The following is a 12,445-nucleotide window of genomic DNA, read 5'->3' on the forward strand; positions in this document are numbered from 1 at the left end:
CTCATCCTTCTCAATACACGCAATAAGATCATCGGTCTCTCTACCGTTTCCATAGGCACCCTCAACGCAAGCCTTGTCCATCCCCGTGAGGTCTTCAAAGACGCGATCAGACACAGCGCATCGTCTGTGGTGATAGCTCACAACCATCCATCCGGTGACCCTGAGCCATCGGAAGAGGATCTCAAGATTACCCGGCGGCTTGTGGAATCCGGGAAGATACTCGGCATCGAGGTCCTCGATCATATCATCATCGGAAAGGATACTTTTGTCAGCCTGAAAACGAAAGGGTTGTTGTAGGCTCCACATTTTATTTGACCCACACCGATAATTAATGATATTTTTTTTCGTCTTGTTGGAAAAGACCCGACAAAACGAAAAGGGAGGACAAAGGGATGAAGAAGACGCTGTTGTTTTTCACAGTATTCCTGGCTTTGGCATGGATAGGACATGCGTCCGCCGTTGAACCCAACTTGAAAGAAGGCATGTGGGAGATGACCTTTAAAAACGAGATAAAGGGGATGCCGGTGCAGATGCCTGCCACAACCATAAAGCAATGTATCACCAGGAAGGATGCGGTTCCGCAGCAAAAACCTGAAAAAAATCAGGAGTGCAAGATAACAAACACAAAAGTAACCGGCGATACTATCTCCTGGACTATGCAATGCCGCAGCAAGGATTCCACAGTGGACAGCGAGGGGAAAGTAACATACAAAGGCAACTCATCTGAAGGAATAACTAATACGACAGTAAAACAGAAAGGTCAGGCGCCGATGTATATGACAAGCCGTTGGTCAGGAAAATGGATAGGGCCATGCAAATGAGCTCCTGGCTGACAGCGTAAACGATATCAAGAATCAAGGGATGGTTCCAATGATGAAGATAAAGATAAAAAAGACAAAGAAAAGCAGGCTTAATGAAACAGATTTTGATCATCTCGAGTTCGGCGAACAGTTCTCGGATCATATGTTCATCGCTGAATATGCAAACGGCAAGTGGAACGATCCACGGATAATTCCCTTCGGGAAGCTCTCCTTTCTCCCCAGCCTCACTGTACTCCATTATGGCCAGGCTGTCTTCGAAGGACTGAAGGCCTACCTGACAGCCGACGGCGGCGTGAACCTCTTTCGTGCGGAGAAAAACCATGAAAGGCTCAATACGTCCTGCGAGAGACTCTGTATACCGCCTGTTCCGCTGGATCTGTTTACGGAGGCCCTGAAGAAGCTTGTAGCCGTTGACCGCGCCTGGATTCCGAACAAACGCGGCAACTCTCTCTACATAAGGCCCTTTGTGTTCGCGACAGACGATTATATCGGCGTTCGGGTCTCCAGGACCTACGCATTCATTATCTTCACCTCGCCTGTCGGGGCTTATTATAAAGAAGGCCTGAACCCTGTCAAGCTTATCACGTCAGGCGGCTATGCACGGGCGGTCATAGGCGGACTCGGCGAGGTAAAGACGCCGGCAAACTATGCCGCATCCCTTTTACCGGCAGAGGAAGCAAAGAAAAAAGGCTTTACCCAGGTGTTATGGCTTGACGCCATCGAGAAGAAATACATCGAAGAGGTCGGCACGATGAACATCATGTTTCTCATCGATGATGTGCTCGTCACCCCGCCCCTCGAGGGATCTATTCTTGGAGGCATAACAAGGGATACGGTGCTCACCCTTGCCAAACACTGGGGAGTAAATATCGAAGAGCGTAAAATATCCATTGACGAGGTTCTCGAAAAGGCAAAGTCAGGAGCCCTGCAGGAGGTCTTTGGAACAGGAACGGCCGCGGTGATCTCGCCTGTGGGCTGGATACAGCATAAACAAGAGATGGTCACTATAAATAAAGGCGGGATAGGTTCCTTTTCCCAGAGGCTCTATGATGAGATAACCGGCATTCAGTATGGCGAGAGACCGGATATATTCGGATGGTGCTATCAGGTCTGAGATCCCACTGGCCGTACACTCTATTACCCATAGCCAGGCTTCAATCCATCCCGAATATGTCACGTAGAAACGGCGTCGGGCTTTCTATACCCGGGACACCCGTCAGGCGTGGAGGGAAAACCTGTTCAACGTTCAATGTTAGATACTTTACTGTCATCGCGAGGAGTGAAGCGACGTGGCGATCTCAGGGGTATGACCAATTGAATGAGATTGCCGCGCTACGCTCGCAATGACCTCTCACCTCTCACCTATTGCCTCTCGCCTCTCGCCTATTGCCTCTCACCTCTCGCCTATGACCTTTCATACCGAGTTGCATTCAAAAATAGAGCGAGGCGACGAGGAGGAGGCGACGGAGGCGTACATTTTAGTACGTCGAGTCGATGACGACGAAGGCAACGAAGCTATATGAATGAATACAACTCGGTATCACTGTTTTTATTATGACTGAGATATCCCTCTGCATCTTTGCCTTCATGGCCGGTTTCATAGACTCCATCGTCGGGGGTGGAGGGCTTATTCAGCTTCCGGCGCTTTTCATCTTTCTTCCCGGCCTTCCCGTGGCAATGCTTCTCGGAACAAATAAATTTGCATCCATATGCGGCACGTCGATGGCCACGATCCAGTATGCCCGTCATATCAGGATCAATTGGGCCGCCACCTTTCCTGCGACAGCGAGCGCCCTCTTATTCTCATTCCTTGGGGCAAGGGTCGTAACGCTTCTAAATCCCGCGATCATGCGGCCTCTCGTCCTCGTCATGCTTATCCTCATCGCCGCCTATACCTTTTTAAGAAAAGACTTCGGCTCATTCCACGTGCCAAAGCTCGGGAGTATCAAACAGCTCTCCATCAGTATCGCAACGGGTATGGTAATTGGCTTTTATGACGGGTTTTTCGGCCCAGGGACAGGGAGTTTCCTCATCTTCGTTTTCATAGGGATCTTCGGTTTCAGCTTTCTCTCTGCCTCTGCATCTTCCAAGGTGATCAACTTTGCCACAAACCTGTCGGCAGTGCTTTACTTCGGGTTCACCGGCAACATCTTTTTTAGAGTCGCCATACTTATGGCTATCTTTAACATACTGGGGGCTATCGCCGGCACAAGGCTCGCTATCCTCAAAGGGAACCGCTTTGTAAGGATCTTTTTTCTGGTTATCGTATCCGCCATGATTCTCAGGCTGGGGTATGATGTACTAATGAGATAAAACGGCTCATAGCTGATAGCTCATGGCTCATAGCAAATAATAATATATATAGTAGTTCGTATATCGAGTCGAGGCAGTTAAAAGAATGCTTGTGTCATTGCGAGCGGAGCGCGGCAATCCCATCTTTGAGATCGCCACGTCGCTTCGCTCCTCGCGATGACGATAAAGAATGAAGCTCCTCCTAAGAAACTTGCCCGGTCTCATGTATCAAAAGCAGGTTTCTTTTCTTGATAACACCCATGTTTACCTTGGGGGTCAGATGCTCGCGATGACGATAAAGAATGAAGCTCCTCGCGATGACGATACAGCAAAACTCGCTCCTTGTCCCTCATTTCTTTTGGCTTGTTTTATACAACCAGTATCCGGTATCAAGAATCCAGTATCAGGTATTTGGTTTTGCTATATACGATATACGAACTACGATATACGATTTTCTATGAGCCAATATACTTCTTCCGCAATTCTGCCAGTTTTTCAAAGTGTTTTCTTTCCTCTTCGATGATAAGGTCGATCTGAGCGCGGTCTTTCTCTGAGAGAAACTGTTTCACCTCCTGGTAATAGAGGATGGAATCCATCTCCCGCCCCATGGCAAAATCTATTGCCGACAGCGTATCGCGTATCCCGGGCAATACGGAATCACGGAGATCCTTCTTGAAGATCACCTTGCCGTCTATATAATCCCTGAGGTACGCGAGGTATTCACCTTTGTATGTTTCGGGTACGCTCGATTGTTTTACCGTTGTGAGCATATCCCCGAATATCCTTTTATGCCGTATCTCCTCATCGGCAAGTCGATTGAAGATATCGCTTGTGTCTGCGTCTTCCGCCATGAGCGCTGCTTTATGATAAAATATCTCACCGTCTTCCTCGATCCTGATAGCAAATTGAAAGATGTCACCTGGTTGAAAGATATTCATCCTCTCCTCCTTATGTATCCTTTCTGCGTAAGCATCGTGCTCTTTGCGGTTGCTACATTTTCCTGCATGGGCCCGACACCATCATTATATTGAATATTTCCTTTATTGGCAATGCCTTAAGGAAAATATTAACCGTAGCGCCTGAGTTGAAAACCGCCTTGTGTTGTATATTCCACATAACTTCCGTGCTTGATGAAATCACCGGCATTCAGATAGACCTTCTCCTTACCATCACTAACAAAGGAAGTGCGGTCCGGGATATGGGAGTGGGCAAGGATAACCGCATCGTACCCCTCATTCTGCTTCAGCCGCGCATATCCTCTGAAGGCCTCCATGGCCTTATCGCTGTATGGTTTATTTTTCTTCGAGAGAAATATCCGCATCGCCATGGCTACCTTCCACGTCAGAGCCGGACCGAAACAATCCATAACCATATAAATGGGTGGTGATTTCAGGATATTCCCCAGACAGAATCTATCGAACCTGTGTCCGTGTGCCATGTATGTCCTTTTTCCTTCAATATCCATGGTCAGTTCCTTCGCGCAGGTGATGCCCGTCTGGGCCTGGAAAAACCCCCCCATCTCAAACTCGTGGTTCCCTTCAAGCAGATAGACCTCTTTCCCCTTTTCCACAAGCCTTTTCAGTGCATCAACAATACCCGCGTACCACGGATAGATATACCCCTCGTATCCATGATAAAACTCAAAGAGATCGCCAAGGACGAAGACCTTATCGGCGTCCTCACAGACATCGTTGAGGAAGCCTGTGACATATTTCATCCTGTCAAAACTCCTGTTTGTAAGGTGGGTATCGGAAAAAAAGATCAGCTTCATAATTTATACACCGTATAATGAAGCAGCCGGCAACCGACAGTATATAGTATATAGTATATAGTACCTTTCACTTCATCCCCGTACGTCTTTCGGTCATCGTACAATTTGTTCGGTTCTTCGATATACGAACTACGATATACGATATACGGTATATTATCAAGGCTGATTTGTATCGAGTATCAAGAATCAAAAAATTTGTGTTGGTCCTTTCCGCAGGTATTCTTTCAGTGCTTCCTGCCAGCTTCTCATGACAATACCGGTCACTCTCTGAACCTTTTTCGTATCGAAGACAGAGTATGCCGGTCTCGCCGCCTTCCTGTTGAGTGCCTGCGAAGAAACCGGCGTTACCTGAACGTCCATCCCGAGGGTCAAAAAAACCTCCCGTGCCAGCTCATACCACGTACAGGAGCCGCTGTTGGAGATATGATATACCCCCGATTCCCTCTTTGCAATAAGGATGGCAAGAGGCTCTGCAACATCTCTTGCGTATGTCGGTGATCCTCTCTGGTCATTGACTACCTGGACACTGCCCTTTTCTCCGGCGGCCTTCACTACCTTTGATATGAAATGTTCTCCGCCATCTCCGTAGAGCCACTGGCTCCTGATAATGAGCGACGACGGGGCCTTTGCGAGGACCTGCTGCTCGCCCCATAATTTCGTCTTGCCGTAGAAGGAGACCGGGTTCGGTGTATCTTCTTCATCGTATGGCAAATCTTTCGTGCCGTCAAAAATATAGTCCGTACTGATATGAACAAGCCTGATATTATGTTTATCGCAGATGTCTGCAAGGATCGCTGCCCCCTGGCTGTTTACCTTTTCTGCAGATTCCTTCCTGTCCTCGCAGCCATCCACATCAGTCATGGCAGCACAATTGATCAGCGCGTCAGGCCTCTCACGGGCAATGATTACTTCACCGGACTCCCGGTCTGTAATGTCCCATTCATCGATATCGAGGCTGACGACATCAAATCTGTTTTTCAAAAAGGGGATAATACTGGTCCCGAGAAGACCTTTACCGCCGGCGAGGAGGATCTTCATCGATTTCCATACATCGTATTATAGTATTCCAGGTAAGCTCCGCTTTTAATCCTCTCCCACCATTCCCTGTTCCCGATATACCACCGCACCGTCTCTTCCATGCCGGCAGCGAAGTCTTTCTCTACCCGGAAACTCAGTTCCCGCTTCAGTTTCGTTGAATCAATCGCGTATCTGCGGTCATGGCCGGGCCTGTCGGTAACATAACGAATGAGCGTCTCAGGTTTTCCGAGGATCTTAAGGATAAGCTTCACGATCTCTATGTTTGTTCTCTCGTTCTCGCCGCCGATATTATAGACGTTGCCGGGTACGCCCTTCTGAAAGACCGTATCGATGGCGCGGCAGTGGTCCTCCACGTGTATCCAGTCCCTGACGTTCATGCCGTCGCCGTATACGGGCAATTCCATATCCGCGAGGGCATTCGTTATTATCAGCGGGATAAGCTTCTCCGGGAACTGGTATGGACCGTAATTGTTTGAACAGCGCGTGATAATGACCGGCATCCCGTACGTTGTATAGTACGCCATGGCAAGCATGTCTGCCGATGCCTTCGATGCGGAATAGGGACTGTTGGGCGCCATCGGTGTGTCCTCGCGAAATTTACCCGTTTCGCCGAGGGAGCCGTAGACCTCGTCGGTGGAGACCTGGACGAAAAGCCTCGTCCCCTTTTTTCTCGCCATTTCGAGGAGGTTGAAGGTTCCGTTAATATTGGTTTTGATGAACGCGTCAGGGTCAATAATGCTCCTGTCAACGTGGGACTCAGCGGCAAAATTGATGACAACCCCGATGGGTGACTCAAACGCCTTCTCCACGTCGGATATGCTGCCGATATCGCCTTTCACAAATCTATAACGGCTGTCTCCCTCGATGCCTTTGAGATTTTCAGGGTTCCCCGCGTAGGTCAGTTTGTCCAGGTTGATGATGTTGTAAGGATACCGGGACAGCATATACCGCACAAAATTTGAGCCTATAAAACCACAGCCGCCGGTAACGAGAATATGTGTATTATCCATCTTTCCTGTCCCATGTATAGGGTATGTCGTTGACGTGGGGATCAAGCCTGAATTCGTCAGGTTTTGCCCTGTTGTACGGCTCAGTGGGGATATTGATGATGATCGCTTCATCTTCGCTGACGCATTTCCATCCATGGTAGACCATCTTAGGCACCCTGACGAGCATGGGGTTAAACTCACCGATGAAAAACTCGTTTATCTCTCCTTTGGTCGGTGACCCATCCCTGTTGTCATAGAGAACAAGCTTGAGCATCCCTTTTACGCAGACTATAAAGTCGTCCTGCCCCTTGTGATAGTGCCAGGCCTTCACAACGTGGGGATATGTGGTGGTCAGGTAAACCTGACCGAAGTTGACGAACATATCATCATCGTCCCGCAAAATCTCCATCAAACGGCCACGTTCATCAGGGATATATTTCAATTGTTTCGCGACAACATCCTTTATCATATCCACCCCCGTATAATGCAGCATAGAGCAAAGGGCTGAGAGCTGAAGGCTATGCGCTCCGCGCTTTGCGCCTTGTCGGCTATTTGTTGTTCGCTCCTGTCTGTGAAACAAGGATACTTGCACGCAGCAGCGACTCAAAGGTGCCCGCATCGGTCCACCACCCGTCCAGCATATCCCAGGTCATCGTCCCTTCCTTCACATAGGCATTATTGACATCGGTGATCTCCAGCTCTCCCCTGTCGGAAGGCTTCAGGGTCTTGACAATGTCAAAGACGCGGCCATCATACATGTATATACCTACGACGGCAAGGTTGCTCCTGGGTTTCTTTGGTTTTTCAACGATCTTCCCCAGTTTGCCTTTCACGATCTCTGCCACGCCGAACCGTTCAGGGTCAGGCACCTCCTTGAGGAGGATCCTGGCGCCCTTTTTCTGTTTTTCAAAATCACGGACAGCCTTTATGATATTCTTCTCGATAATATTATCACCAAGCACCACACATATCGGATCACCGTCAGCGAAATACTCCGCCAGCGACAGCGCCGCAGCGATGCCGCCCTCCCCTTCCTGGTATGTGTAGTTGATATGGCGTAATCCGAATTCCTTGCCGTTTCCCATGAGCCTCAAAAAATCTCCGGCATAGTTCCCTCCGGTTACGATCATAATGTCGGTGATGCCCGCGTTGATGAGTGTCCCGATGGGATAAAATATCATCGGGTTGTCATATATGGGCAGGAGATGCTTGTTGGTAATCTTCGTAAGCGGGTGAAGTCTCGTGCCGAGCCCACCGGCAAGGATAATTCCTTTCATATGCACCCTCCTCCTATTTCGTGGTGATTCCCGCCAGATCAAAGGATATCCTGATAGTTGTATCGTTGGGTCTTTTCGACTGCATCAGTGTTAATGTTGTGCCCCAGCAGCCAGGCATATACCTGAGTTGATACAGGGTATCGATCCATTCGGAATCTTTGAACGTGTACCGTATCTGATACCTTCCCTGGAAGTGTTTATATATGCCGCCGAGGTCAAGAAAGACCTCGTTGTTCAAATCAACCGTGTAATTATGGGAAAGGTTCACATTGTATACGTTGGGTTTCATGTAATTGAAACCGTTTCTGATGGTCTTCAATCCTTCCCCTGCGGTGCTGATCTGCGTCTCATTGGAATAACTCAGGTTGGTTGTCGGATATACGGTCAGCCTCGCGTCGATATCAGAAAACCTGCCGCCATAGCCTTTATAGAGTTCGGAAGGACGCAATCCTCCTGAAAGTCCATATGTCTGGGATATCTCAAAAAGAGACAATTCCCGCTGCCACCCTTCGGAGGTCGAGTTCAGGTAATGGTTTAACCCGTATGTGATCGTGTTGGTCTGGTACAGCCGGTCATAGGGGTCTATGTTGGGCAGATCGGTAAAAGACGTATTAGGGATGAAATTATACTTTACCACCGGCTTGATCACGCTATGCATCTCCCCCAGGTTCAGCAGATCGGTATAGTAATACCTCATGAACTGGGTGTTCATATCCCCCTCTATCCTGAAGGTCTGGCGGTATTCCGTATCATTACTGCTACCATCGGTCCGGTTGATAAGGTATGCCGTCTCTAACAGGGTGCCGTTGACAAGAAAATTGATCCCGTTCCACGAATATGGCAAGCTCAATCTCGGCTCGATACCCAGCCTCGAAGCTTTATCACCCTTGTCCCGGTAGAAGGAGGTGTAATCTGTGACTAAATCCGTATAGAGCTTCCCGTCCAGAAACGGGATATACTCCGTGAAAAAGGATACGTGGGGGTAGTATTGAAATGTGGATTTATTATTATCATCTGAAAGGAGGTTTCTGAAGTTCGCCACCTCCGCTGTGAGGAGGGACTTTTTCACGGGGACTTCCAGAAACGCCGTGGATTTAATCAATGTCTCGCTTCTTTCAGATACCGTCGTACCAAAATCTTTGAGATAATCATCGTCGGAAATGAACCGGAGGTTTGTCTTGAGGGCTATGTCGTGCATGAATACCTGTTCGTGCTGCCCCTGTAACTGCCAGCGCGTGCCGTCATATTGCCTGTCGCTGATGATCGAATAATCCCATACCCCTTTCATGTCTTCCCTGGGGGCATACCGAAACTCCACACCGGGCTTGAGACCCCTGTCACCGAGATAGTCAAGGAAGAATGTAGCGTCCTTGTCTTTTGATATGGCCCAGAAATACGATGTATTGATGATCATGCCATTCCTTGAAGAGGCTGCAAAGCCCGGCATAAGCAAACCCGACTGTCTTTCGGTCTTAACCGGGAAGATACCCCAGGGCAGGTAAAAAACGGGAAAATTCTTTATATAAAACTTTGTATCTTTCGTCTTTGCGTATCCTTCGATCGTAACATCGACATCTCGTGCCGAGAACTTCCAGGCAGGATCCTCCCATCCGCAGGTGGTGAACTCTCCTTTCTTGATGGTATACTGCGACTCGCCGACCTTCTCGATCTCCTCACCGGTAATGTGAAAATTGCCTTGCCGAAGATAAATCCTCCCGCCTTCTATCTTGCCTTTTTTAGAGATGAGGTTTAGTTGGAGCTTCTGACACTCGATACGATCGCCTTCATCCTGAAAGACAACGTTCCCTTCCGCGAAGATATCCCTGGTATTTTCATCGAAAGAAACATAGTCCGCATTGAGAATCCGGGTCCCTTCCCTGAGGTCGACCTTGCCTTTCGCAACGTAGGTATTCTTCTCACGGTTATATTCAACGGACATGGCCGCTATATCGATCGGCGCTTCGATAGGGGTCTTGTAATCGAATTGTTTCCCATAGAGACTGAGAGGGATAAAAAGAAAGAGAAGAACAATGATTTTTCTGTTAAAAGATCTCATGAATTATTGTCTTTGCCTCGCCGATAGTATAGAAAGAACCCGTGATTAAGATCAGGTCGTCTTCTCCCGACAGGGTCTTTGCTATCCTCAATGCGTTTCTTGTGTCTTCTGTAATTATCGCATCCTTTGCATGGGCTTTCATCAGGGATGGTGCCAATGCCCGTTCCATATTGGGTTTTGTTAATATTATCGTATCCATGGATGGTACGATCTCTTGAAGCATTCTATCATACTCTTTATCCTTCATGACACCAAAAATGAGGATTTTCTTCCTGTCCCCGTAACGAGCCTTCATAAACTCTGTAAGGACGTGGATACCGCTGGGGTTATGGGCCCCGTCAATGAGGACCGTCGGTCTTTGCCTGACCTCTTCCAGTCTTCCCCGGCACTGGATACGGGACAGGACATCATATATGGTAATGTCCCGGACAGGAAAACCGCGGGTTGAGAGGACATCAACAGCGCAGAGGGCAATGGCGCCGTTTGCAAGCTGATGGTCACCCTTCAGGTTTACCCGGACACCCTCGAGCGTCCTTGACGGACCCTGATAAGACATGACCTGCTCACCGGTCTTTTCATAAAAAAAATTCCTGCCGAGACTATAGACAGGGCTTTCAAGCCTTTTTGCAACCTCGTCTATAACACCCAGCGGGATATCTGCCGCACCGGTCACCACCGGTATCCCCTTCTTGATGATCCCCGCCTTTTCCCCGGCAATGGCTTCAATGGTGTTCCCGAGGTATTCCATATGGTCATGGGCGATATTGGTAATGACGCTCACCAGCGGTTCGATAACGTTCGTCGAGTCAAGCCTCCCCCCGAGCCCCGTTTCGATAACCGCAATATCCACCTTCTTTCTCCTGAAATACTCGAAGGCAATGGCTGTGGTAAAATCGAAGAAGGTAAAAAACCGGTTCCTGTCTTCTTTTTGTATCCCGTCCCGGATATACTCTGTGAGTTCGGCAACCTCCTCTTCCCTGATCTCCTCTCCGTTGACGGTAATCCTTTCGGTAAATGACACGAGATGGGGGGAGGTATAGGCGCCGGCAGAATATCCCTCTTTACGGAGCATGCCGGTGATCATACCTGTCACGGAGCCCTTGCCGTTCGTGCCTGCGATATGGACTGTCTTCAGTGCCTTATGAGGATTTTTCATGATATTGAGTATCCACGAAATATTCTCGAGCCCGAATACCATCCCGAACCTTTCGAGCCCGTAGAGGTACTCAAGGGCAGCAGAATAATCTCTCATGTTATATGTGAGAGTAATGTGTAGAGCCTTTTTTTCAGTTCTTTTCTTGGTACTATCATATCGATCATACCATGTTCCAGGAGATACTCTGCCCTCTGAAATCCATGAGGGAGTTCCTCTTTAATGGTCTCTTTAATAACCCTCGGACCGGCAAATCCGATCATTGCCTTTGGTTCCGCAATGATCACATCGCCCAGCATACCCATGCTCGCCGTGACACCACCCAGTGTGGGATCGGTCAGAACCGTTATATAAGGAAGACCCTGCGACTTGAGGTTATAGATAGCACCTGAAACCTTGGACATCTGCATGAGAGACATGATGCCTTCCTGCATCCTTGCGCCGCCCGATGAACAGAAAAGGATAACCGGCAGCCTGTCTTTCACTCCCTGTTCAAGTGTCCTCGTAATCTTCTCACCCACAACGGAGCCCAGGCTGCCACCCATGAAGGTAAAATCAAAGATCGCTGCGAGCACATCGAGACCATTAATGACAGCTCTTCCGCACATCATTGCGTCACTTCTTCTGGTTGTTTCCTTCGTCTCGACGAGTCTCACTTTATATGGCTTGGTATCCTTGAACTTGAGAAAATCAACAGGTTCAACATCCGTATAAAGCTCCGTGAAGCTCGCCTTGTCGAACATCAGCGCAACCCTCACATCGACATTGATGGGGAAATGATAGAGACATTTGGGGCACACGTGCTGGTTTCTCTCTACCTCTTTTCTGTAGAGAAGTTCCTGGCAGGAACTGCACTTGATCCAGAGAGATTCGTCTTTCTCAGCCTTCTTGATCTCCCGCTGGATGTCGATCTCTTTGTGTGGTTTCTTCTCTTTATCTTTTCTACTGAAAAAACCCATAATTTTCCTATTGAATTTTTGCTACAAAACTACCAAAATAAGGATAGTATGTCAATAAAAAGGGTCTCCATAGAATCAGACTACACCCT

13 protein-coding genes are annotated in these 12,445 nt (G+C 48.5%); 4 read left to right on the forward strand and 9 right to left on the reverse strand.

Annotated elements, in window-relative coordinates; translation table 11 throughout:
- From PHU49_08850 to PHU49_08865, 4 genes are all read left to right on the forward strand, one after another.
- Positions 1-297, forward strand: a 297-nt coding sequence (locus PHU49_08850; GenBank protein ID MDD5244111.1) for a JAB domain-containing protein, incomplete at its 5' end; no start/stop codon positions are given.
- A gap of 95 nt (positions 298-392) precedes the next feature.
- A complete protein-coding gene (locus tag PHU49_08855) occupies positions 393-821 on the forward strand; it encodes a DUF3617 family protein (GenBank protein ID MDD5244112.1) in 429 nt (142 codons plus the stop codon).
- 49 nt (positions 822-870) lie between these two features.
- Positions 871-1,935, forward strand: a complete 1,065-nt coding sequence (locus PHU49_08860) for a branched-chain amino acid aminotransferase (GenBank protein MDD5244113.1) — start codon at positions 871-873, stop codon at positions 1,933-1,935.
- Positions 1,936-2,375: 440 nt separating this feature from the next.
- Positions 2,376-3,134 (forward strand): TSUP family transporter, encoded by a 759-nt coding sequence (locus tag PHU49_08865; GenBank protein ID MDD5244114.1) that lies wholly within the window; start codon positions 2,376-2,378, stop codon positions 3,132-3,134.
- A gap of 434 nt (positions 3,135-3,568) precedes the next feature.
- Here PHU49_08865 and PHU49_08870 read toward each other — a convergent pair whose 3' ends face one another.
- From PHU49_08870 to accD, 9 genes are all read right to left on the reverse strand, one after another.
- Positions 3,569-4,051, reverse strand: coding sequence for a ferritin family protein (locus tag PHU49_08870; GenBank protein MDD5244115.1), 483 nt, complete (start codon positions 4,049-4,051; stop codon positions 3,569-3,571).
- A gap of 128 nt (positions 4,052-4,179) precedes the next feature.
- Positions 4,180-4,884: a UDP-2,3-diacylglucosamine diphosphatase gene (locus PHU49_08875; protein ID MDD5244116.1), complete on the reverse strand. Its 705-nt coding sequence runs from the start codon at positions 4,882-4,884 to the stop codon at positions 4,180-4,182.
- A 186-nt stretch (positions 4,885-5,070) separates the two neighbouring features.
- A complete protein-coding gene (rfbD, locus tag PHU49_08880; GenBank protein MDD5244117.1) occupies positions 5,071-5,922 on the reverse strand; it encodes a dTDP-4-dehydrorhamnose reductase in 852 nt (283 codons plus the stop codon).
- On the reverse strand, positions 5,919-6,932 hold the full coding sequence (rfbB, locus tag PHU49_08885; protein ID MDD5244118.1) for a dTDP-glucose 4,6-dehydratase: 1,014 nt from the start codon (positions 6,930-6,932) through the stop codon (positions 5,919-5,921). The genes rfbD and rfbB overlap by 4 nt, the downstream gene beginning before the upstream one ends.
- Complete coding sequence (locus PHU49_08890; GenBank protein MDD5244119.1) at positions 6,925-7,380, reverse strand: dTDP-4-dehydrorhamnose 3,5-epimerase family protein; 456 nt, start codon at positions 7,378-7,380, stop codon at positions 6,925-6,927. Before PHU49_08890 ends, rfbB begins: the two co-directional genes overlap by 8 nt.
- Positions 7,381-7,459: 79 nt before the next feature.
- On the reverse strand, positions 7,460-8,188 hold the full coding sequence (locus PHU49_08895; GenBank protein MDD5244120.1) for a sugar phosphate nucleotidyltransferase: 729 nt from the start codon (positions 8,186-8,188) through the stop codon (positions 7,460-7,462).
- Between the two features lie 13 nt (positions 8,189-8,201).
- Positions 8,202-10,244 carry an LPS assembly protein LptD gene (lptD, locus tag PHU49_08900; protein ID MDD5244121.1) on the reverse strand — a complete coding sequence of 681 codons (2,043 nt, stop codon included), beginning with the start codon at positions 10,242-10,244 and terminating at the stop codon, positions 8,202-8,204.
- A complete protein-coding gene (locus PHU49_08905; protein ID MDD5244122.1) occupies positions 10,231-11,496 on the reverse strand; it encodes a bifunctional folylpolyglutamate synthase/dihydrofolate synthase in 1,266 nt (421 codons plus the stop codon). The genes lptD and PHU49_08905 overlap by 14 nt, the downstream gene beginning before the upstream one ends.
- Positions 11,493-12,356 (reverse strand): acetyl-CoA carboxylase, carboxyltransferase subunit beta, encoded by an 864-nt coding sequence (gene accD / locus PHU49_08910; GenBank protein MDD5244123.1) that lies wholly within the window; start codon positions 12,354-12,356, stop codon positions 11,493-11,495. The genes PHU49_08905 and accD overlap by 4 nt, the downstream gene beginning before the upstream one ends.
- Positions 12,357-12,445: the final 89 nt, after the last annotated feature.

Source organism: Syntrophorhabdaceae bacterium, assembly GCA_028713955.1.
Classification (GTDB): domain Bacteria; phylum Desulfobacterota; class Syntrophorhabdia; order Syntrophorhabdales; family Syntrophorhabdaceae; genus UBA5609.

Excerpts from the sequence above, each read along its gene's own strand:
- PHU49_08860 (MDD5244113.1), top strand. The coding sequence starts at position 871 with ATGATGAAGATAAAGATAAAAAAGACAAAGAAAAGCAGGCTTAATGAA.
- accD (MDD5244123.1), bottom strand. The coding sequence starts at position 12,356 with ATGGGTTTTTTCAGTAGAAAAGATAAAGAGAAGAAACCACACAAAGAG.
- PHU49_08855 (MDD5244112.1), top strand. The coding sequence starts at position 393 with ATGAAGAAGACGCTGTTGTTTTTCACAGTATTCCTGGCTTTGGCATGG.
- PHU49_08890 (MDD5244119.1), bottom strand. The coding sequence starts at position 7,380 with ATGATAAAGGATGTTGTCGCGAAACAATTGAAATATATCCCTGATGAA.
- rfbD (MDD5244117.1), bottom strand. The coding sequence starts at position 5,922 with ATGAAGATCCTCCTCGCCGGCGGTAAAGGTCTTCTCGGGACCAGTATT.
- lptD (MDD5244121.1), bottom strand. The coding sequence starts at position 10,244 with ATGAGATCTTTTAACAGAAAAATCATTGTTCTTCTCTTTCTTTTTATC.
- PHU49_08875 (MDD5244116.1), bottom strand. The coding sequence starts at position 4,884 with ATGAAGCTGATCTTTTTTTCCGATACCCACCTTACAAACAGGAGTTTT.
- PHU49_08865 (MDD5244114.1), top strand. The coding sequence starts at position 2,376 with ATGACTGAGATATCCCTCTGCATCTTTGCCTTCATGGCCGGTTTCATA.
- rfbB (MDD5244118.1), bottom strand. The coding sequence starts at position 6,932 with ATGGATAATACACATATTCTCGTTACCGGCGGCTGTGGTTTTATAGGC.
- PHU49_08870 (MDD5244115.1), bottom strand. The coding sequence starts at position 4,051 with ATGAATATCTTTCAACCAGGTGACATCTTTCAATTTGCTATCAGGATC.
- PHU49_08895 (MDD5244120.1), bottom strand. The coding sequence starts at position 8,188 with ATGAAAGGAATTATCCTTGCCGGTGGGCTCGGCACGAGACTTCACCCG.
- PHU49_08905 (MDD5244122.1), bottom strand. The coding sequence starts at position 11,496 with ATGAGAGATTATTCTGCTGCCCTTGAGTACCTCTACGGGCTCGAAAGG.